The 21,375-nt window shown below is 69.3% G+C and carries 14 protein-coding genes and 2 pseudogenes; 11 read left to right on the forward strand and 5 right to left on the reverse strand.

The features are described 5' to 3' along the window. Window positions 1–41: 41 nt before the first annotated feature. Window positions 42–1,679, reverse strand: coding sequence for a carboxypeptidase-like regulatory domain-containing protein (locus tag BLU09_RS05520; protein WP_090486444.1), 1,638 nt, complete (start codon window positions 1,677–1,679; stop codon window positions 42–44). 255 nt (window positions 1,680–1,934) lie between these two features. Here BLU09_RS05520 and BLU09_RS05525 point away from each other — a divergent pair, with 255 nt between their 5' ends. Beyond that, the gene (locus BLU09_RS05525) at window positions 1,935–2,387 is read left to right on the forward strand and encodes an HIT family protein (RefSeq protein WP_090486447.1); all 453 of its coding nucleotides are present in this window, start codon (window positions 1,935–1,937) and stop codon (window positions 2,385–2,387) included. 68 nt (window positions 2,388–2,455) lie between these two features. Next, on the forward strand, window positions 2,456–7,048 hold the full coding sequence (locus BLU09_RS05530; RefSeq protein ID WP_090486450.1) for an AAA domain-containing protein: 4,593 nt from the start codon (window positions 2,456–2,458) through the stop codon (window positions 7,046–7,048). A gap of 13 nt (window positions 7,049–7,061) precedes the next feature. Here BLU09_RS05530 and BLU09_RS05535 read toward each other — a convergent pair whose 3' ends face one another. Continuing rightward, window positions 7,062–7,688, reverse strand: a complete 627-nt coding sequence (locus BLU09_RS05535; protein WP_090486453.1) for a Uma2 family endonuclease — start codon at window positions 7,686–7,688, stop codon at window positions 7,062–7,064. 142 nt (window positions 7,689–7,830) lie between these two features. Between BLU09_RS05535 and BLU09_RS05540 the strand changes: the two genes are divergently transcribed. From BLU09_RS05540 to BLU09_RS40035, 5 genes are all read left to right on the forward strand, one after another. Beyond that, on the forward strand, window positions 7,831–10,665 hold the full coding sequence (locus BLU09_RS05540) for a TonB-dependent receptor domain-containing protein (protein WP_244171435.1): 2,835 nt from the start codon (window positions 7,831–7,833) through the stop codon (window positions 10,663–10,665). Window position 10,666: 1 nt separating this feature from the next. Continuing rightward, window positions 10,667–11,113 (forward strand): GNAT family N-acetyltransferase, encoded by a 447-nt coding sequence (locus tag BLU09_RS05545; RefSeq protein ID WP_090486458.1) that lies wholly within the window; start codon window positions 10,667–10,669, stop codon window positions 11,111–11,113. Window positions 11,114–11,227: 114 nt separating this feature from the next. Then, the gene (locus BLU09_RS40025) at window positions 11,228–11,482 is read left to right on the forward strand and encodes a helix-turn-helix domain-containing protein (RefSeq protein WP_425270574.1); all 255 of its coding nucleotides are present in this window, start codon (window positions 11,228–11,230) and stop codon (window positions 11,480–11,482) included. 12 nt (window positions 11,483–11,494) lie between these two features. Beyond that, window positions 11,495–11,782 (forward strand): winged helix-turn-helix domain-containing protein, encoded by a 288-nt coding sequence (locus BLU09_RS40030; RefSeq protein WP_090486464.1) that lies wholly within the window; start codon window positions 11,495–11,497, stop codon window positions 11,780–11,782. A gap of 9 nt (window positions 11,783–11,791) precedes the next feature. Next, window positions 11,792–12,058 (forward strand): transposase, encoded by a 267-nt coding sequence (locus tag BLU09_RS40035; protein WP_090486467.1) that lies wholly within the window; start codon window positions 11,792–11,794, stop codon window positions 12,056–12,058. Between the two features lie 18 nt (window positions 12,059–12,076). On the opposite strand, the gene BLU09_RS05565 is transcribed toward BLU09_RS40035, so the two are convergent. Next, a complete protein-coding gene (locus tag BLU09_RS05565) occupies window positions 12,077–14,278 on the reverse strand; it encodes a S9 family peptidase (protein ID WP_244171436.1) in 2,202 nt (733 codons plus the stop codon). A gap of 458 nt (window positions 14,279–14,736) precedes the next feature. Here BLU09_RS05565 and BLU09_RS40040 point away from each other — a divergent pair. The 3 genes and pseudogenes from BLU09_RS40040 to BLU09_RS05580 form a co-directional block, all read left to right on the forward strand. Next, window positions 14,737–14,924: pseudogene (locus BLU09_RS40040) on the forward strand (transposase); the annotation flags it as partial. After that, window positions 14,905–15,048: pseudogene (locus BLU09_RS40045) on the forward strand (IS5/IS1182 family transposase); the annotation flags it as partial. The pseudogenes BLU09_RS40040 and BLU09_RS40045, both read left to right, overlap by 20 nt. A gap of 776 nt (window positions 15,049–15,824) precedes the next feature. Continuing rightward, window positions 15,825–16,322, forward strand: coding sequence for a hypothetical protein (locus BLU09_RS05580; protein WP_090486475.1), 498 nt, complete (start codon window positions 15,825–15,827; stop codon window positions 16,320–16,322). 87 nt (window positions 16,323–16,409) lie between these two features. Here the strand turns inward: BLU09_RS05580 and BLU09_RS05585 are convergent, their stop codons facing one another. Then, a complete protein-coding gene (locus BLU09_RS05585; protein ID WP_244171437.1) occupies window positions 16,410–17,102 on the reverse strand; it encodes a class I SAM-dependent methyltransferase in 693 nt (230 codons plus the stop codon). Window positions 17,103–17,749: 647 nt separating this feature from the next. On the opposite strand from BLU09_RS05585, the gene BLU09_RS05590 reads away from it, so the two are divergent. Next, window positions 17,750–20,665, forward strand: a complete 2,916-nt coding sequence (locus tag BLU09_RS05590) for a cell wall anchor protein (protein ID WP_090486481.1) — start codon at window positions 17,750–17,752, stop codon at window positions 20,663–20,665. On the opposite strand, the gene BLU09_RS39265 is transcribed toward BLU09_RS05590, so the two are convergent. After that, window positions 20,643–21,194, reverse strand: coding sequence for a hypothetical protein (locus BLU09_RS39265; RefSeq protein WP_244171438.1), 552 nt, complete (start codon window positions 21,192–21,194; stop codon window positions 20,643–20,645). The two genes, BLU09_RS05590 and BLU09_RS39265, sit on opposite strands and share 23 nt — an antisense overlap. Window positions 21,195–21,375 lie beyond the last annotated feature (181 nt).

The raw sequence follows: 21,375 nt of genomic DNA on the forward strand, positions 1-21,375 counted from the left end.
GTGCTGAGGCTCAGCCCAGCATCAACTGATGTATCGCAAGCTCACGGGGTCGCGGGCGGCTGCACGGCCATGCCGCGGACGGACAGGTCCGTCGAGAGGGGCTGCCCCCAGATGTTCTCGTAGGTGCCATTGATTCCACGGCTACCCAACGTCGAGAAACTCACTTGCAGCGGAGCCGTGCTGGGCGTCAGTGCCACCGAACCCGCGTACACGAAGTAATAACGGGTGCTGTAGTTCGACAACCTGATGCCGAAAACAGGGGATTCAGCAGGCGTGCGGGTCTGCACCGGACGAGTAGGCTCGTCGATGTAAAGGTCGAACCCGATGGGGTACCCGACCTCCCCCACGGCATCTCCTGGGGCACCGCTGTTGTTGATATCCGCGTCGAAGAACACCTGGACGTACTGCCCCGTGAAGAACGTGCGCGCGACGGGGTGCGTGAAGTTGATGTAGACGACCTCACCCGGATTGAGGGTCGGCGTTCCAACGGTAGAGGTCTCCTGGTAGCGAGCCTCCGCGATGGCCGTCGCCTGCTGCGGACCGGTCGCAGCACCGGCGAAGAAGTAACCCACGGTGCTATAGAGCGAACCGCCCTCCGCGGAGACCGCGCGCACGTCCAGGTTGTACTCCTTGCCCTCGACGGTGCCCCCGGGGTTGATGGTCGCGCTGTAGCCACCGTTGTTCACGGTCGCCGTCACGCCCAGCGACTCCCGCGCGTACTCGTCCGTCATGCGAACGAGCAGCGAACCCTGCTGAATGGGCTGGTTGAAGAACAGGTGAATGAGCTCGCCCGGGCGGACCAGGTTGCGCAGAGGATGGAAGTCAGCGCCGCCGCCCCGGAGGCTGGCCACGTTGCTGCTCTCGATGCTCAGCGGCACGTTCTGCGGCCGCGAGTACGGCAGGCTGATGAGCCGCGTGGTGCTGTTGGCCACCACCTCAGCCCCAGAATACGTGCTGACGTAGCCCCCCGTATCCGGGATGCCGTCACCGTTGGCGTCGATGGGCGACACCCACAGCCTGTACTCGCCATTGCCGTTGCGCAGGCGCGCCAGCTCAGACGCGCTCGGGATGCCCGTGAAGGTGAGCAGGCCCTGCTCGTTCGCGGTTGCCTCCACCACCACGGAGCTCACCATCGACGAGGACTCATCGCCGTTGGAGATGGCACCGGCCGGCGTGGCCTCCAGCGTCGCCCGAACACCCGCCGCGGGACGGCCCTGCGGCGTCACCACCAGGAAGTTCAGCGTGCCGTCCAGCCGCGCCAGGGTGATGGGGCCGAAGCTCGCGTTGCCGTTGTTGATGGGGACGTTGCCCGCGGACGACGGAACCTGCGCCGTCGCGCGCAGCGTGGCATAGCCCGCCTTGGAGAACGTCAGCAGCACGTGCGAACCGGCCGGGACGTTCTTGTAGGTGAAGTTGCCCTTCGCATCCGAGATGGCCGACACCGGCTCCGCCGAGCTGCCGATGGTCATCTCCACCGTGACCTCGGTCAGCGGCCGCAGGTCCGTGCTCAGCACCTGGCCGGACACCGTGCCCTTGGGATTGGCGGGCGTCACCACCGTCACAGTGTCCGGTTCGCGCACGCCGTCCGCGATTCCGTCTCCGTCCGCGTCAACCAGGTCGTCTCCACAACCGAACGCCAGGAACGGAACCACGGCCATTACCAGATGCTTCTTCATCATCCCCGCCTTGAAAGAAAAGTCCCCAAGTATCGCCGCCTCAACACTTCATGAGGCGTCAGCCGGACACTCTCCGACACTTGCCCGTTCCGTCAAGAAGCCCCCCTGATTCAAAGCGGGTTCTCATCGACCGAGACGCCCGTAACCGGGTGTGTCACGGATCACTCGGAGAACCCCGTATGCCCTCATGGACATGAGTCACCGTTGACCCGATGACGTGACCCACCCGGGCTTTCCCCGGACTGCTAGCGTGAGCCCATGCCGGATGTCTTGGATGTGAATGACCCATGTCTCGGCTGCGCCATCGTGCGCGGTGAAACACGACCCGTGGGAGGCGTCATCGCGCGCACACCGGGACTGGTGCTGCATGGCGTGGCGGGTCCCAGCCCCGTGCCCGGCTGGGTCGTCATCTCCAGCGCCCGGCACGTGCGCGCCTGGTATGACCTGGAGCCGGACGCGGCGAGCGAGCTCGGCCCCTTCGCCGCCCGGGTCATGCGCGCCCAGCGCGAGGTGCTGGGCGCCGAACACGCCTACGCCTTCGCCATTGGCGATGTGCTGCGCCACTTCCACCTGCACCTCGTCCCCCGCTATTCGCAGACGCCGCAGCGGCTCTGGGGCCGGGCCGCCTTCGACGCCCCCGCCTCCGACCACCTCCCCGCGCAGCAACTGGAGGCCGCGGCGCAGGCGCTCGCCGCCGCGCTGGCGGGCTGAAGCCCGGGCCCAGAGCCACCCTCGCGTGATAGAGACAGCGGCCTCCCCTCCCGTCGAGAGGTGCCGCCTTGTCGCCCGAGCCCCGCAACCGCGTCCTTGAGAAGATGCTTGAGCGGCTCTACGCCGCGCTCGCATCCGGCCCCAGCCTCAACAGCCGGCCGCACAACAGCCGCCAGCGCGTAGACCTCGCCACGCTGAGCCGGTTGGATGGCACCGCGCCCCACACCTTGCTGGCCGCCCTGCTCGGAGAGAAGGCCCAGGCCCGGCTCGTGGTGAAGCCGCCGCCTCCGCCTCCCGAGGCTCGCCCTCGCAAGGGCTCCGCCCAGGCCCGCGCCGCTCGCACCCAGGACGACGATGCCACGGGGACGGATGCCGACGACCTGCTGGACGCGGCGCCCAAGGCCGCGCACGCACTGGACGAAAACCACGTCCCTTCCCGCGACGTGGCTTCCGACGCCGCGCTTCCGCTGGACAACCCCCAAGAGCCTTCCCGCCACGCGCGTCCCGACAACGCGCCTCCGCCGGATGAGGCCCCCGCGCCTTCCCGCGCGGAGGAGGAGCAGCAGGACCTGCTCCGCAAGCTGGCCACCATCGTCGAGGACGCCCGTACCTTCGAGCAGGACACCGGCGCGCACGTCCTTCACGTGGGCTTTCCCCTGCTCCACCTGCCACCGGGCGCCAAGGACAAGCGTGGCTTCGGCACCCGGCGAATCCTGGCCCCCATCGCCTTCATCCCCGTGCGGCTCACGCTCAAGAAGGGCCGCGTGCCGTCGGTGGAGCTGGAAGGCGCCGAGGCCGGCGTGGACCGGGTGGCCCCCAACACCGCGCTGCTCGCCTGGCTGGAGCAGCAGACGGGCCAGCGGCTGGGCGACCTCTTCGCGGATGAAGCGGGCGAGGACCCGTGGCGCGAGCTGAACGAACTGGTGGCCGCCGTGTGCAAGGCCATGGAGCTGCCCGCGCCCACCCCCTTCTCGCCGGAAACCCTCCTGGCCCCCATTCCGCGTGGCGACGATTCCCAGCCCCAGGCCGCCATCCTCCCCAGCGCCGTGCTGGGTCTGTACCCCCTGTCCAACCAGAGCCTCGTGGACGACATGCGCGCGCTCCTGGACGGAGAACCCATCTCCGGCCCGCTGGAGAGCTTCCTCCGCGTGGATGTCTCTCTCGGCCTGCCCCCGGGACACGGCGGCGGCGAGCCCAACCTGGAGGGGCTCAAGCGCACGGAAGAGGAGCGGCTCGTCACACTCGCGGACCCGTGCCAGGCGCGCGCGGTGCGGCTGGCACGCAGCAGCCGGGGGCTCGTCATCCATGGGCCTCCGGGCACGGGCAAGTCGCAGACCATCGCCAATGCCATTGGCGACCACCTGGCGCGCGGGGAGCGCGTGTTGCTCGTCTGCGACAAGCGCACCGCGCTGGACGTGGTGAAGCACCGCCTGGACCATCTCGGCCTGGGACACCTGTGCGCCGTCGTCCACGACGCCCAGCGTGACCAGCGCGACCTCTACATGGGCATCCGCGAGCAGCTCGACACGTTGCCGGAGACACGGACCGACGCGGCCGTGGCCAAGGAACTGGCGCGCATCGACACGGAGCTCCAGTCCCTCCATGACGAGCTGACGGCCGCCGACCGAGCCCTCTCCGAGCGCCCCGACGGAGGCACCGCGCCCTCCTTCCACGAACTGGTGGGCCAGTGGTTCTCCGTGGAGGCCCCCGCCGCGCTCACGCCCGCCGTGTCGAGCCTCGCCCACGCACGGCTGGGCGACGTGACGCCGCACGAGCGCGAGGTGCGCGAGGTGCTGGAGCGCGGCGGCAAGGAAGGCTATCCGGAGAACCCGTGGCGCGAGGCCCTGGGCGGGGAGCTCGCCACGTACCTGGCGACGCCGCTGGCCACCTACCGCGAGCGCCTGAGCGCTGTCGACAGCGCGGCACGGGACGCGGATGCGCTCGTGTCACCAGACGTGCCTGTCTTCGGCGCGGACCCTCGGGCCGAGGGCGCGGCGCGCGCCGCCTTCGCGGAGAAGCTGGCACCACTGCTGGAGTCGGCCCGTCCGGACGTCCTCGCGCGCTGGGGCTCGGCGACGCCGGACGCGGTCCAGGCCGCGCGGACACAGCTCGACGGGCTGGCGGCACAGCGGCAGGTGCTCGCGGAAGGGCCGCTGGACGCGGAGCTGGCGCTGGTCCACCGCGAGCAGCCCCAGGCCTTGAGTGTGCTCGCCACCGCGATGGCCGCGCTGGGTTCGTACCTGGACATCGCTCGCAAGTGGTACGCGTTCTTCTACTTCGCGCGGAAGGCCGGGGCGCGCCGGGTGCTCCAGCAGTTCGGTCTGACGCTGAGCATCCTCGCCGCGGAGCGCGTCACGCGGTTCTTCACGGGTGTGAAGGCCCGCGCGCTGCTCACCGAGTACCACCGCACCACGCTCGTCCCGGGCGATACCGCGACGCTCACCGACGAGTCCTTGTCCCAGACGCTTCGCACCCACGCGGCGCTCTTCGAGTTGCTGCAGGAGTTGGAGCGCACGCCCTTGCTCGCGTCGTGCCGGGACGCGGTGCGGGCGGCCCTGACGGCGGACGCGGAGGCTCGCGCGGCGCTGCTGGCGGGCCTGCGGCTGTCCGCGGCCCGAGGCGACGCCGTCGCGCGGCTGGAGGCCCGGCTCACCGAAGCGGGGCTCTTCTCCGCGTCGTGGCTCGACTCGCGCTCGCGTGGGCTGCGCTCGGGCGAGCGTTTGGCATCCGTCACCACCGCCCTGGTGTCACGGCTCCCCACCGTGGAAGGTCTGTTACGCATGCGCGCGGTGCTGACGGGCATGCCTCCGGCGCTGGAGTCCGCCGTGGAGCGGCTGGCGCGCCAGGGCGCGGAGGCCGAGGCCGGCTGGCGCGCGGTGTTGAAGGCGACGCTGGCGGCGGAAGCCTCCGCGCGCCTGAAGGAGGCTCCGGCGCTCCAGCACATCGACGCCGAGCGCGTGCGCACCACCCATTCGCACTACCGTATGCTGGAGGAGAAGAAGCGGGTCCTCGTGCGCGACGCCCTGGTCCACCGCTGGACACAGCGCCAGCGCGAGCGGCTGCTCGCGGGCACGGGCGGCCGGCTCAACGGGCAGGGCGCGGAGCTCCGCCGACGGCTGATGCTGCGAGGAGAGCGCGCCCTGCGCGTGCGTCAGGTCATCGCCACCGGGCAAGGCATCGAAGGGGGCGACCCGCTCTTCGACGTCCGCCCCGTGTGGATGGCCAGCCCGCAGACCGTGGCGCAAATCTTCCCCCGCCGCCCCATCTTCGACGTCGTCATCTTCGACGAGTCCTCGCAGTGCCGGCTGGAGGAGGCCCTGCCCGTCCTCACCCGCGCCCACCGCGTGGTCATCGCCGGTGACCCGAAGCAGTTGCCACCCACGCGCTTCTTCGAATCCGCCGTGGTGCAGAACGCGGAGCAGGAGGCCGAAAGCGAGCAGGGCCTCTTCGAGGAGCAGCAATCCGAGGTGGAGGACCTGCTGTCGGCGGCGCTCAACCTCGACATCGACCAGTGCTACCTGGACGTGCACTACCGCTCCCAGAACGCGGACCTCATCGCCTTCAGCAACGACCACTTCTACGACAAGCGGCTCCAGGCCATTCCCGCGCACCCGTCCCACAGCGTGCCCCACGCGCCATTGCGGCTGCTCCCCGTGGGCGGCACCTATGAGAAGCGCACCAACCTGGTGGAGGCTCGCGCCGTGGGCTCGCTGGTGAAGGAGCTGCTCTCACGGCCGCAGCCGCCGTCCATTGGCATCGCGTGCTTCAACCTCACCCAGCGCGACGCCATCAACGACGTCCTCGATGAGATGGCCGCCAGCGATGCGTCCTTCGCGGCGCGGCTGGCCGAAGCGCGCGTGCGCCGGGGCTCGGGCTCATTCGAGGGGCTCTTCGTGAAGAATCTGGAGAACGTCCAGGGCGACGAGCGGGACCACCTCATCATCAGCACCACCTACGGCCCGGACCGGCACGGCCGCTTCTACCGGCGCTTCGGTCCGCTGGGCAGCGCGGGCGGAGGCCGGCGGCTCAACGTGCTGGTGACGCGAGCGCGGGAGCAGATTCACCTCGTCACCTCGATTCCGCGCGAGTCCTACCAGTCCGCGCCCCCCATGGAAGCGGGCCGGCAGCCCAACGGCGGCTGGCTCCTCTTCGCGTACCTGCGCTTCGCGGAGGCCTTGGAATCGGCCTACGCCCAGGACGCCCAGCGCGAGCCCGAGGACACCGTGTCCGAGGCGTCGCGGCCCGCCGAGACAGCGGAGGTGTTCGTGAGGCCCACGGACGCGGGCTCGGCCTTCGCGCAGGCCCTGGCAGGACATCTGGCCACGCAGCACCGCGTGTCCTCGGAGGTCCACTGGGGCAATGACGGCTTCTGCGTGGACGTCGCGCTCCGGCACCCCACCCGCCCAGGCGATGTCACCGTCGGCGTGCTGTGTGACGGCACGCGCTACCCCAAGGCCGCGGACCGCGTGGAGTGGGACCTCTTCCGCACCGGCGTGCTGGAAGGCCAGGGCTGGCAGCTCGTGCGGATGTGGACGCCCTCCTTCTTCCGCGACCCCGAGGGTGCCACCACCCAGGTCCTCCAGGCCGCGGGCGACAAGCTGATGCGCGAGCCTTCCGCCTCGCCTCAGGCGGCCATGTCCGCGCGGGGCGTGGTGCACTGAGGCGGAGGCGGCGTCACTTCGCCTTCGCCTCCGGCAGCCACAACACGCCGAGCTCCAGCTCCACCGCTTCAAAGGGCTCGGCGCGGACGCGCTCGTCGTCCGACCACGTCCCCTGCTCGAGCCACTGTCCCCCGCTCAGCCGGAACACCTCCAGCGTCCGCGCCTGAGGGTCCACGAGCCAGACGTGCCCGACGCCCTCCCGCGCGTAGATGCGCTTCTTGCGCGAGCGGTCGAGGGAAGCCGTGGAGGGAGAGAGCACCTCGCAGACCCAGTCCGGTGGCTGCGTGAAGAAGGGCGTATCCGGGACTTCCGGCATCCGGTCGCGGCGCCAGCCCGCCAGGTCTGGCACCAGGACATCCGCGCCGAAGTGCAGCTCCGGCTCATCCAGGAAATACCAACCTCCAGGCCCGCCGCGTCCCCGCTCGAAAGGGCCGTACAGCTCTCCACCCAGCCGGGAGGTGGCCCGCGCATGTCGGCTCGCCGGTCTGGGCTGAGCGATGAGCTCCCCGTCGATAATCTGCCCCACCTGGTGTTCCGGCAGCGCCACCAGGTCCTCGTAGGTCGCCGGGCGCTTCGTCTCGTGGCCCATTCCCGTGTCCCGTTCCTCTCTCACCGTGATGGCCGACAGCTCCTGAATCATGGCCCCCGCCTCCCCGGAGTGGAACCCCACTCCTCGTTGCATGTCCAGGCTCGACATTACCCATCAGGTCCGACACCCTGTTGCCAACCCATAAGCCCCCATGGACCTCTCACCCCAGAGAGGGAAGAATGCTTGGCGTCCCATGCGTTCCTCCCGTTCTTTCGCGTTCGTCCTCTCGGTGTTCCTCCTGTCCGCGCCCGTGCTCGCGGACAACAACGCGGATGAAGCGGACATCGCGTTCGAGCTCGGCAACGATGCCTATTCCAAGGGGCAGTACGCCGAGGCGTTGCGCTCCTACTTCACCAGCTACCGCCTGGTGCCCAACCGGAACGTCCTCTTCAACATCGCCCGCTGCTTCGAGGCGCTGGGCAAGTTCAACGAGGCGTACCGCTACTACAACGACCTGCTCGCAGAGGACCTGCCCAAGGAGGACGCCGCCGAGGTCTCCCGCTCCGTGGACCGGCTCCGTCCCAAGGTCGCGCTGGTGCGCGTCACCTCCAACCCCAAGGGCGCCGATGTCTACGTGGACCGCATGGACCTGGGCAGCCGGGGCCGCTCTCCGCAGACGCTCGCGCTGACGCCCGGCCGTCACAAAATCATGGTGAAGAAGGAAGGCTACCGCGCCGCGGAGGCCACGCTCACCCTGGTCCGCGGCCGTGAGACGGACCAGACCTTCGACCTCACGCTCATCACCGGCGGCGTGGAAATCACTGGCACGCCGGAGGGCGCCGAGATTCGCGACGCCCCCAACGGCAACCTCCTGGCCCGCGTGCCCGGCCGCGTGCGGCTGCCTCCCGGCCAGCGCGTGCTGCACGTGCGCGCCCCCGGCTACGCGCCCAGCCAGTACGTGGTGGATGTCCCCGCTGACGGCAACGTGCCTGTCGCCGTGGCGCTGCGTCCCCAGGACCGGCCCACCGGGCGACTCGTCGTCACCGCCAACCGCGACGGCGCCACGGTGCGCGTGGATGGCAAGCCCGCCGGCTTCACGCCCACCGTCGTCACCCTCCCCGAAGGCGAGCACACGCTGGAGGTGGAGAGCCGCGAAGTGCGCCCGCTCCGCCAGACGGTGAAGGTGGTGGCCGAGGAAGAAGTGAAGGTCCACGCCGAGCTGCGCTACGCGCCGCCTCCGGTGCGCGCCGCATCCAAGAGCCTGGTCGCCGTCGACGAAGCGCCCGCCTCCACCACCGTGCTCACACAGGAGGAGCTGCGCGCCTTCGGCTGGCGCACCGTCGCCGAGGCCGTGGCCGGTGTGCGCGGCTTCTATCTCACCGACGACCGGACCTATACGTACATGGGCGTGCGCGGCTTCTCCCCGCCGGGCGACCTCAACACGCGCATCCTCATCCTCTGGGATGGCCACTCCATGAACGACGTCTGGGCCGGCCAGGGCTTCGCCGCCCGCGACCTCAGCGTGGACATCCAGGAAGTGGAGCGCATCGAGGTGGTGCGCGGCCCTGGCAGCGCCCTGTACGGCACGGGCGCCTTCTTCGCCGTCATCAACGTGGTCCCCCGTGAGTCGCTGGGTTCGGACAAGCACCTGGAAGTCACGGGCGCGGTGGGCGCGCTCGGCACCACCCGGGGACACGCCACCGCGTCGTGGGAGGACGGCAACCGGTCGGTGCTGGTGAGCGCCGCCGCCTTGACGTCCACGGGCGCGGACACCACCCGGCTGGGCTCCAGCGGTCCCATCATCACCGGGCTGGACGCGGAGCGCGCCGCCGGTGGCTCCCTCCGGGCCCGCGTGGGCGACCTGTCCTTCCAGGCCCAGTTCAACGTGCGCACCAAGGAGTTGCCCACCGCGCCCTACGGCACCGTGCCCGGCACGGAGGGCAACATCGTGGAGGACCTGCGCGCCTTCGCGGAGGCCCGCTACGAGCGCCAGTTCACCGAGCGCTTCAGCCTGTCCGTGCGCGGCGCGTTCGACATCAGCCGCTACGAGGGCACCTACGTCTACCCGGAGGAGGACGGCGGCGCCCGGACCGAGGGCGGCGCGGCGGACTGGCTCACCGGCGAGGCCCGCGCGCGCATCGGCCTGTTCGAGGGCAACGTCTTCACGCTCGGCGTGGAAGGTCAGGCGCAGCTTCGCGTCCGGCAGGACGCCGGTGATCTGCCCTTGGAGACCCAGGCGCGCACGCTGGTGTCCGCGTACCTGCTCGACGAGTGGAAGATCCACCCGCGGCTGAGCGTGTCGGCCGGTCTGCGTCTGGACAAGTACGTGGACCTGGACAGCACGCCCATCACCCCGCGCCTGGCCGTCATCGCCCGGCCCTACGAGCGGGGCCTCACCAAGCTGGTGGCGGGTAACGCCTTCCGCGCGCCCAACGTCTACGAGCTCTACTACGCGGACGGCATCTCCCAGGGCGCGGCGCTGAACCTGCGGCCGGAGACCATCACCACCTTCGAGCTGGAGCACTCGCACGACCTGACGGACGAGCTGCGCCTCACCGTCGCCGGCTACCACAACCGCATCTCCAGCCTGGTGCAGCTCACCGCGGAGGACGCGGCTTCAGGCGACTGCGGCACCGCCGCCTGTCTGCGCTTCATGAACACCGACGGCACCACACTCGCCTGGGGCGCCGAGGCCGGCGTGCACTGGCAGCCGGGCCGCTGGCTGCTGGTGGACGTGAGCTACTCTTACGTGACGCTGCGCAACGCCTCGGAGGAAGTGGCCTCCGCGGCGCCCGCGCACCTGGTGGCGGGCCGGATGATGCTGCCCATTGGCGCCGGCGACATGCGCGTGGCCACCCAGGCCATCTACCAGAGCGCCCGGCCCACCGGCCCGGGCGGCGCGGACAGCGGCGAGGCCCTGCTGGTGGGCTTCGGCCTGTCGGGTGACTACGGCCCCCTGCGCTACTTCGCCGGCGTGCACAACCTGCTGGACGCCCGCTACTCGCTGCCGGTGTCGGACGAGAACTCCATCGCCCCCGTGCCCCAGTACGGCCGCACCTTCACGCTCCAGCTCACGGGGACTTTCTGACGTGACGGCCGGCGCCACCTTCACCTTCATCCAGCCCGGGCATCCGCTCTACGCGGGCGAGCTGGAGCTGCGCTTCCGCGTGCTGCGCGAGCCGCTCGGCTACACGCGTGACGACGTCGCCTTTCCCTTCGAGGCGGACAGCCTGCACCTGGTGGCGCACCAGGAGGAGGGGGTGTTCGGCTGCGTCCTCTTCAACCCCGAGGATGCCCACGGCGGACGGCTGTTCCAGATGGCCGTGGCCTCCCACCTCCAGGGGCAGGGGCTGGGTGCCCGGCTGGTGCGTACGCTGGAAGCGGAGCTGGTGCGGCGCGGCTTCACCCATGTCCACCTGCACGCGCGCGAACCGGCGGTCCCGTTCTATGAGCGGCTGGGTTACGCCGTCTTCGGCGCCCCCTACACCGAGGTGGGCGTCCCCCACCGGAACATGCGCAAGACACTCGGGGCCTAGCAGACCTACGAGCGCCTAGACCGCTCGATGAATCCCCTAAACACCGGAGCGTTTGTTCCGATGAAAGGGGTGGTGGTGATGGGGCAGCAGCCATTCAGACTGACGCTCGGGCAGATGGAGGAGCGGCGACTGTTCGCCGCTTCGCTGCTGAAATCGGGTTGGCGCCCAGTGGACGTAGCGGACGAGTGCGGCGTCACCCGAGGAGCGGTGCCGCAGTGGTGCAAAGCCCTCGCGCAAGGAGGCGTCAGGAGGCTGCGGCGCAAGCCGCATCAGGGCCGGCCCTCATGGCTGAGCGCCTCGGAGTGGAAGCAAGTGGCCCGAGCATTCAAGGCCGGCGCCGTTCGGGCCGTCTTTCCCACGGAGCGATGAACCCTTCCACGCATCGCACGTCTCATCGAGCAACGCTGGGGCGTGCGGTACCACCCGCGCTCCTTGTCGAGGCCACTGCATCGGCTGGGGTTCTCCGCGCACCGCCCTCGTCCCCAGGCTCGCGAGCGGGATGATGCGCTCATCGAAGCCTGGGTAAGAAGAGACTGGCCTCGCATCAAAAAGGGGCTCGAAGAAGCAGGAGGACGATTGCCTTCTTGGATGAGGCGGGTCACACGTTTCGGGCCCGCCTGGGCACCACCTGGGCGCCGGTGGGACAAGTCCGAGTCCTCAAGCGTCTGAGCAGGCACCGTGAGGTGTCCGGCGCACCGTTCCAAGGCGGTCAGCGCTTGGCTGCGGCGACCCGCGAAGGACTTCCGCGTCGAATGGCTTCCCCCGTACGCCCCTGACCTCAAACCAGAGGAGGGCTGCAATGGCGTGGTGAAGGAGGCGCTGCTCAACGCAACGCCCCCTGCCATCTCGGACCTCATGCGCTTGGCACGAAGGGAATTCCGTGCCCTACAGCATCGTCCCGATGTCCTCCGCGTCCTCTTCGAGCATGCCGGGCTCCATGTCTAGCGGACTTGCCGAGGTGGTTTAGAGGTGCCGCTTGAAGTAGCGCGCGGTCTCCTCCCACATGCGCTCGGCCAGCACCGGGTCGAACACCATGTGCGACATGCCGCTGAGGGGCAGGAACTCGTGGGGCTGGCCCGCCCGAAACAGCGCGTCCGAAAGCTTGAGGGCGTGGAAGAAGAGGACGTTGTCGTCCGCAGTGCCATGGATGAACAGGAGCTTTCCCATGGGCTGGTCGGCCTTCACGTGAGTGAGGAGCGAGGCCTGCTCGTAGGCCTGGGGGTGCTCGTCGGGTAGGCCGAAGAAGCGCTCCGTCAGGTGTGAGTCGTAGTCGCGCCAGTCCGTCACTGAGGACACGGCCACCGCGGCCTTGAAGACGTCCGGGCGGGTGAGCACGGCCAGCGCGGACATGTAGCCGCCGTTGCTCGCGCCAGTGATGCCCACGCGGCTCAGGTCCATTTCCGGCACCTCGGCCGCGAGCGCGCGCAGCGCGGCCACCTGCTCGTCCAGCAGCAGCCGGGGCCAGTCGTACTTCGGCTTGCGCAGCTTCGCGTCGGCGGTGGGCGAAACTCCTCGCCCGTCCAGTTTCACCACGATGAAGCCCTCGTCCGCGAGCCACTGGTTGGTGAGGTGCTGCTGCATGCTCTGGTACACCATGGGGATGCCGGGCCCCGCGTAGATGTCCACGATGACGGGCAGCTTCACGCCGGGCTTCGCGTCGCGAGGACGCACCAGCGACGTGGGGTAGCGCTCCTTGCCCACGTACCGCACCTCCACTCGCGGCTGGAACGGCGGCTCCTTCGCCACCGAAGGCAGCTCGCCCACGCGAGTGCCGTCCGCCTTCATCACAGTGGTGTGACGCATGCGCCGGGGGCCCTCGGACGTGATGGCCAGCAAGCCGGCCCGCTTGGACATCCGGGCCAGCTCCAGGGCCGGGCTCTCCGAGGTGACGCGGGTGGGCTTCCCGCCCGGGCTCAGGCGCCACACGTAGCGCTCGTCGGAGGTTGGGCCGCCGGTGAAGTAGACGGTGCCGTCCTTCTCCACGTAGCCCACCATGTCATAGAAGCCCGCGCCGGGCGGCACGAGCGAGCGCACGAACTTGCCCGAGGCGTCGCGCAGCTCCACTTCGCCAGCGCCGTTGCGCTCTGTGTACCAGAGGAAGCCGCTTCCATCCTCCAGCCAGTGGGGGAACGTCTGGTGCAGCGTGAGCCAGGCGTCGTCCTTCTCCACGAGCAGCGTGCGCGTGCTCCCCGTCCTCGGGTCCACCGCGAGCAGGAGTTCCTCCGTCTGGAGCCGGTTCTGCACCAGCACCGTCAGAGGGCCCTTCGCCGGCCAGCGCACCGTGGCGAGGTAGGGATACTTCTCCACGTCCCAGCGCACCCACGTCGTCTTGCCGCCTGTGATGGGGATGATACCCAGGCGCACCCGGGCGTTGGCCTTGCCGGCGCGCGGGAAGGCGAGCCGCCGCGCATCGTTCTCCGGGTGGAGCGCGTCCGCGATGGCGAGCTTCTCCACGCCGCTCGTGTCGGACTCCGTGTAGGCCAGGGCCTTTCCGTCCGGGCTCCACCAGTAGCCGGAGAAGCGCATCATCTCGCTCGTGGCGATGAACTCCGCCAGCCCGTGGCTCTTCTCCTCCGTGCCGCCCTTCGTCACTGGGTGCTCGGTGTTCGTGGCCAGGTCCAGGCGATACACGTCATGCCCCCGCACATAGGCCACCTGGGTGGCATCGGGAGAGAAGCGCACGTCCATGGCGCCGGGGCCCGTCTTCAGCTCCGTCACCTTCCCGGACGCGCGCGTGACGATGTACTGCTTGCCGGACAAGCCCACGAGCAACTTCTCGCCGTCCTCGGACAGGGCATAGGAACTCAGGCCCCGCGAGGACACACGCGCGGGCTCCTGGCGCGCCTTCGGCTCGACGGTGAGGTTCTCCCGGGCACGCTGCAGAAGGCTCTCCGCGGTGAGGTGCTCGCGCGTCTGTCCCGTGGCCACGTCGAACGCGTGGAGCGCGAGGGCGCGTGAGCCCTCCGGATTGCGCAGGAAGAAGAGCGTCTGCTCGTCCGGGGTGAAGCTCGTGCCCATGGGACGGCCGATGTTGAAGTAGCGCGTCTCCACGAGCTGGCGGATGAAGCCGTCCGACTTCGGCGCCGCCTTCGGAGTGGGCACGGACTTGGGCTGGGCGAGGACTGGAGCGCTCAGCAGGACCAGAGCGGTGAGGAGGATTCGCATGGGGGTGTGGGAGGAGTCACCGGAATGATGGCTCATGACGCGGCGAGAGGATGGCATGGCCATGTTCCGGGAGAGTGAAGAGCCCATCGGCTTGGAGGGCAACGTGGCGCGTCAGATGATTGGCGTTGACCATGACAGTTCCATGGCACAGCCGCGAACGGGGAGAGCAATCGTCCGCAAGTGGCCAGTCCTGATCGATCAGACGATACGATCCGCTCAGCCGCCCCAAGCGCGCTCCGTTTACCCGGTCTCTGACACCCGTGGGGCTACTTCAACGACCGCGAGGTCTGGCTTCCTCCCCTACGAGCTCATCCTCCCATGCACCACCGACGAGCTGTCTCTCGCCCAGGATGCGTCCGACGTCCCCGTGCATCAGGGCCGCTTGGTGGCGGGCTTCGGCATGGGCCGGGCTGCGGAGCCGAGCATCTCGTCCGCGACCGTGAAGAACAGGCTGGTTTGACTCGGGCAGTGTCCGGGCGAAAAAGGGGGGCCCGAAACGGGAAAGAACCCCACGGACAGAGGGAAGAAGGGCTGCAAGCACCACGTCCTGACCGACCGGAAGGGCAGCCCGTTGGCAGTGCTGCTCTCCGCGGCCAACGTGCACGACAAGAAGCGCGCGCTGCCGCTGGGTGGTGGAGCGCCCCCTGGCCTGGCTCCACAGCTTCAAGCGGCTGCGCGTCCGCGAGGAGCGGCGCGCCGACCTCCACCTCGCGCTGCTTCAGCTCGGCTGCTGCATCGTGCTCCTGCGCCGAGTTGGACGGAGGTTGTGAAACGAGCTCTAAGCCGCCCGAGCCCCACGCCGGGTGAGCGAGGCCACTGGCTCCTGCCTCTCGGGGCGAGCATGCCACGGCATGCTCCTCCGAGAGGCGACCCGATGGATTGACGCACCCATTCGAGGTTGCTATCGCCGGGCGCTCCCCACCCTCTCAATCCGGCGCATGTCCCCGAGCCCACAGCACCGCCTCCGGCCATGGCTCAAGAGACTGGGTGCGCCGCTCCTCTTCATCCTCGGCCTCTATGCCATCGCAGCCGTGGACTGGTGGTGCCCGGCGCCCCTTTCCGAGAGCCCCCGCGTTGCCGCCGCCGACGTGGTCAAGGGGCCGCTCCAGGCTGGCGCGGGAGTGGAGGACATCATCGCGCCCTTGCCAGTCGCTTCCGCCGGTGATGGCCCCTTGCGCCCCGCGGCCACGGAAGCAACCACTCCACTGGCCGTCAGGGCCCTGGTGCTCCAGTCTGGCGACGTCCGCGTGGCCATCGTCTCGACGGAGCTGTTGCCCCCCTTCCAACGCCCTGTGCCACCTGGGCCCTCGCCAGGCCGAGGCCTCTCGACTGAGCCTGGGGTCCGTGAGCGTGCTGTTCGTGCCAGCCGAAGTGACGCTTCCAGCGAGCCGCCTGCTCGAGGCAGCGGGCGGCGCAACCCGCGTCATCTCGCTCACGGGTGACTACATCGGCTATCTGGATTCGTCCGAGCACGTCCGGAATCGGAGCGGTGAGAGTCAGCTCCCCAGTACTCCTGCAAGCCAGGACCCGATGCTATGACAGACGCATGACGACGCTGAAGGAGTGGCTCCTGGCGGTCCTGCCGTTCACGGCGCTGGTCCTGCTCTGGCGCTTCTCGGTCTCGCGCGAGAAGCGGCACACCCAGACGCTCTACCGCGCCATCGACGAAGGGGCCGTGAGCGAGGTCCTGGCCATCCTCTCGAAGCAGGCCTTCCCGAACCTGCGCTCGGTGGTCGTCGCGAGCGCCATCGTGAGGGCCGTCGAATCCAGACAGGTTGCCGTGCTCGACTTCCTGCTCAGCCCCGAGCTGAAGCCCGTGACGCTCACCCAGAAGCTCGATTCCTTCCTTCACGACCAGGCGATGAAGGGTGGCTGGAGGGGCGTGGTGCTCTGGCGCTCGCGGAACTCGCACCTGTTCTTGCCCTGGAGGGACCTGAGCAAGCGGGACAAGCTCCGGCTGAGGGCCATGGCCACCCGCGTCGTCGAGGCGGAGCCCTCGAAGGTCTTTCTTCGCCACGACGTCCGAGGATGGACCGTCGCCTGAAACGACGAAGGGCCCGTGCGTGTGCACGAGCCCTCGTGGAACGTCACCCGCGCGAGGCGAGGCCCTCGCGCCGCCGCTCCCTCAGGGTCATCGACTGGACGCGGGCTGAAGGAACAGCAGGTAGTGGTCCGGAAGGCCGTCGTACTCGGACACGATGGAGTAGCCCGCCTGCTGGGCGGCGGCGACGAGCGGCGGGCGCATCGCCCGAAGGTGCGTCACCGCGATACGGCCATTCGGGGTGAGGGCGAGACGCAGCCTGGTCAGGTAGGCCACACGGTCCGAGAGGAAGTGGTCCACCTCGGAGAGAAGGATGAGGTCGTACGCGCCGGGTTCGAGGCCTGGCTCGTCCGGCTCCACCTTGCGCACCACGACGTTCTTCCGCTCGGACATCCGTGCGCGAAGCCGCTTGAGGGCCTCGTCGTTGATGTCGGTCGCGACCACCTGTCCCGCCGGACCAACGGCCTCCGAGAGTCGCTGCGTGAAGTAGCCCAGGCCCGCTCCGACATCGGCAATCCGCTGTCCCGGCGTAATTCCCAGCGCGGCGATGAACCTGGCAGGCTGACGGGATTGGTCATACGAGGCCTGCACGCCTTCGACCCCTCCGAGGCCATGGAGGTCGGCGGGCTGCTCCGCCGCGGGGGCCTCCGCCGGCGTCCGGGATGGCTCGGGGCGCTTTTCCTCTCCGCCCTCGGAGCGACATCCGCCTGTCGCGGCCGTCACCAGACAGAGCAGCAGCCGCGCGAGACGACGGGGCGTTGCATGGGCACGAAAGAGCGTCATTCCGGGCGACCTCTTCGGAGCGGGAGGAGCAACGGGTGCTCCTTCAAGGATTGGACCCCCATGCTGGCTCACGGCGTCAGGGGAATCCACTCCGACGCCGCGCGAGCCCGCCCGTGGCCACGTCCAGCGCCGCGAACTGCGCGCCCTGCACGCCCACGCGCCGGTTGATGCCGAGGCAGGGGCCTTGGCCTGTTGGCTGTCTTGAGCCTCAACACCCCACGGCCTGGGGTGGCCCTCCATCGATGCGCCGTACTCGCCGCGTGCGCCGTGCTCGGCGCGTGCTCGGACGCTGACAAGAAGCCCTCAGGCACGCACCAGATCACAGGCTGTCAGCACCGTTCTGATGGCGTCACGAGCCGGTCACAGCCACGGTCACGAGGCTTGCCTGGATGCCACCCCTCGGGGTGCCGACCGCCCTTCGGCCCTTGCACCGTGCGCAGGTGTCTTTGGGCTTCGCGTTCTCCAAGGACTCCGCGTGACCACATGGACAGGACTGCCACCTTCTTTCGATCCCACCCAACGATCCCAACCGTTTCACGGCAGCTTTCCCGTGTCATGACAGTCGATTGCGCTTCTCGCTTCGGGGTCCTTCACATGGCCGAGTCCCGGACCTCCAGTCCGGTGAGTCGACACCCGATCGAAACCCCATGCCCCCATTCCGAAGTCTGTGGATCGCGGCCGCCCTGCTGATGGCCGCCTGTGGAACGACTGAGCTCGCGCAGCCCGACGACGTACAGGATGCGACGACGGCCCAGGGCCTATCCACGCTCTCCGTGCGAGGAACCACCAGCGCGAGCGGCCTGGCCATCACCGCCCTCTCCATCCCCACCCCCGTCGGTACGGCCGCCGGAGATGTGCTGGTGATGCAGCTGAGCAATCGCGAGGCCGTCGCCGCCGTCGCCACCCCACCCGCTGGCTGGACGCTGCTGCGCTCCGAGCAGAGCGCCTCGGCCATCAAGTCCTGGCTCTTCCTCCGCGTGGCCAGCGCGGCCGAGCCGAGCAGTCACACCTTCACCCTCGACCTCGCCAGCTCCATGGCGGCCACCCTGGTCGCGGTGTCGGGCGCGGATCCGATCCAGCCAATCGACGTGCACGTGGGCCAGAAGAATGGCAACAGCGCGAGCCTCGCGCTGCCCGTCGCCACCACGTCGTCCGCGAACGGCCTCGCAGTGTGGTTCTCGGCCCAGGTCTGGGGAGGCGCCGCGTGCCCCGCGGTCCACACCCCTCCGACGGGCTTCACCGAGCAGCTCGACACCTGCCTCATCTCGTCGTCGCGCGGCGTGCTGCACAGCGCCGCCACCTCGGAGCTCGGGGCCGCAGGTGCCCAGCCCGCCTTCACCGGCAGCTCCACGCTCCCCAACACCAACATCACGCACGCGGTGGTGCTGCGTCCCGTCCAGCCGCCGGCCACCGGGGAGATCACCCTCGTCGGCACCACGCACGCGAGCGGCAAGACGGTCACCAGCCTGACCCTCTCGACCCCTACTGGCGTCGCCGCCGGTAACGTGCTGCTGGCGCACCTTGCGAACCGGAACCAGATCGGCGCCGAGCTCACCCCGCCTGCAGGTTGGACGCTGGTGCGCACCGACATGAGCACCTGGAGCATCCGCGGCTGGGTCTTCGTCCGCGTCGCCACCGCCAGCGAGCCCGCGAGCCACACTTTCCAGAGCTCCATCGCGAGCTACCTCGTCGGCAACCTCGTGGCGTATGCCGGCGTCGATCCGGCCAACCCGATCGACACGCACGCCGGCAAGAGCAACAGCGGCTCGACGGCCTTCACGACGCCGCAGCTGAGCACCTCGACCGCGGGCGGGGCTGCCGTCTGGTTCGGCGCGCAGGCGTGGACCGGCGCCGCGTGTCCGACCCCGGCGATCGAGCCCCCCGTGGGCTTCGCCGAGACCTACGACACCTGCCTGGTGTCCTCGTCCCAGGGCCTCGTCTTCAACGCCGCCTTCATGCCCCTCGCCGGTGCCGGCCTCCAGGGACCGTTCAACGGGAGCTCGACGTTCGCCGAGACCAACGTCGCGCAGGTCGTCGCCCTTCGCCGCGCCGCGGTCGCGCCGTCCTCGGGGGTCGCGTTGCGTGGGAGCTCGCACCACAGCGGCCTGTCGATCGCTTCACTGTCGATCCCCAAGCCATCGGGGACCGAGGCCAACGACGCGCTCATCGCGCGGGTGACCGTGCGCAACAACATCTCCGCGACCGTCACGCCGCCCGCCGGCTGGACGTTCCTGCGCTCTGAGCAGAGCGCCTGGGCCATCCGCACCTGGATCTTCTACCGCGTCGCGGGCGCCTCCGAGCCTGCGAGCTACGCGTTCGAACTGGACGCGACCACCCACATGGCGGGGAGCGTGGAGGCCTTCAGCGGCGTCGATCCGGTCCAGCCCATCGACGTGCACGCAGGCCAGAAGAACGGCGACTCCGCGTCGTTCACCGTGCCCGACGTGGTGACCGGCAGCGCGGGTGGCCTCGCCGTCTGGTACGGCTCACAGGTCTGGCCGGACGCCACCTGCCCTGCCACCGGCATCGAGCCGCCGCTCGGCTTCACCGAGGCCTTCGACGCGTGCCTGGGTCACACCAACGGGCTGCTCTTCAATGCGGCCTACCGGTCGCTCACCGCGCCGGGCCTCCAGACGGGCCTCTCCGGCAGCTCCGCGTTCGTGCAGACCAACACCGCGCACGTGATCGTCCTGCGCGCCGCCAACGCCCCCGCCTGCATGGTCGGCGACACGTACGCGAGCACCTTCACGCTCCAGGGCACCGTGACCGCGCCGGAAATCGTGGAGCCCTCGGGCCTGGCCGCGAGCCGCGTGGTCGGCAACGCGCTCTACGTGCACAACGAGGACACCACCGCGATCGTCGCGATCGACACGCTCAACGCGAGCACGATCGGCACGTTCAACGTGACCAACGTGACGCCGGCCGACTGGGAGGACCTCGCAACCGGGCCCTGCCCGAGCGGCTCGTGCATCTTCATTGGTGACATCGGGAAGTGGAGCGCCAACTTCCCTCCGGGTGGCAGCCCCACGTCGTTCACGATCTACCGCGTGCCCGAGCCGGATCTCGCCAACGGCCAGACCTCGGGGGGGCTCGTCGCCGAGGCCTTCCCGTTCGTCTATCCGGACGGCGCGAAGGACGCGGAGTCGCTGATGGTGCACCCCACCACCGGGGACATCTACGTCGTCACCAAGAACGGGGGCACGGGGCAGAGCGGCGTGTACAAGTTCCCCCAGCCGCTGACGCCGGGCGTGCAGGCCACGCTGATTCACGTCCACACGATCCAGCTGCCGCTGAACGGAGACGCCAACTTCTCGGCCGCGACCGCGGCGGCGATCCACCCATGCGCGGATCGCTTCCTCCTTCGCACCTACCGCACTGTCTACGAGTTCCGTGCGACGCCGGGACTTGGCTTCGAGTCGGCCGTCTTCGCGACGCCCGTCACGCTGACCGACACCACCGAGGGCCAGGGTGAGGCGATCGAGTACGAGGCCAACGGCGCGAGCTACTTCACGATGAGCGAGAGCCCCTCGCCCTTCAAGCTCAAGCGCGTGCCCCTGCAATAGGACCGCGTCGACACGCCGAGGAGCAAGGCCGGTCGTGGGGCACGTCCCCATGGCCGGCCTTGCTGTTCCGAGTTGGGAGCTCGCGCTCAGTGCCGCCGTTCACGCGGTCGTACACACGGCGTCCCGCCTGAAGCCCAGGCACACCCGCGGGCCGGAGCATGAGCACCGGTCCCCGCGCGCATCGCCGGGCCTGATGCCTCTCCTTCACCCGCTCCTTCCCGGCCGCTGCCTCAAGCCCCGCGCAGTTGAGGTTCATGTTGTTGTGTGAACCGTTGGCGGGGACGGTGCCACTGATGCTGCTGCCGCCGCAGTAGGCGGTGTACGGCGTTGCAATGGGCGAGGGGTTCTCGATGGTGAACGGCGTGGTGCCAAACAACCACGCAGAGAAGTCCCGCGTCTGGCCCGCGTCGACATACGCGGACTCAGCGGCCTGCTCCACATCCCCCAGCTCCGGCTGCTGCATCGCCTGCTCTTCCTCCGGCGTGTACTCGCCACCGCAACCCACAGCGGCCAGAGACAGCAGACCCACAACTCCCAACGTATTGAACCTCTTGATGACTTCCCCCTCATTGCGAATTGTCCCCGAATCAAGGACGCGCGCTGTGTATGGGGATTTCCACGTACTGCAATGGTGTATTTCTGACACCGGGTTGGGTGAAAGTGATTGCGGGGGCGGTGCATTGAGACGTCCAGTCGCATGGCGCGTTGTC

Origin of the sequence: Myxococcus virescens (genome assembly GCF_900101905.1) — a bacterium.
In the GTDB taxonomy this organism is placed as follows: domain Bacteria; phylum Myxococcota; class Myxococcia; order Myxococcales; family Myxococcaceae; genus Myxococcus; species Myxococcus virescens.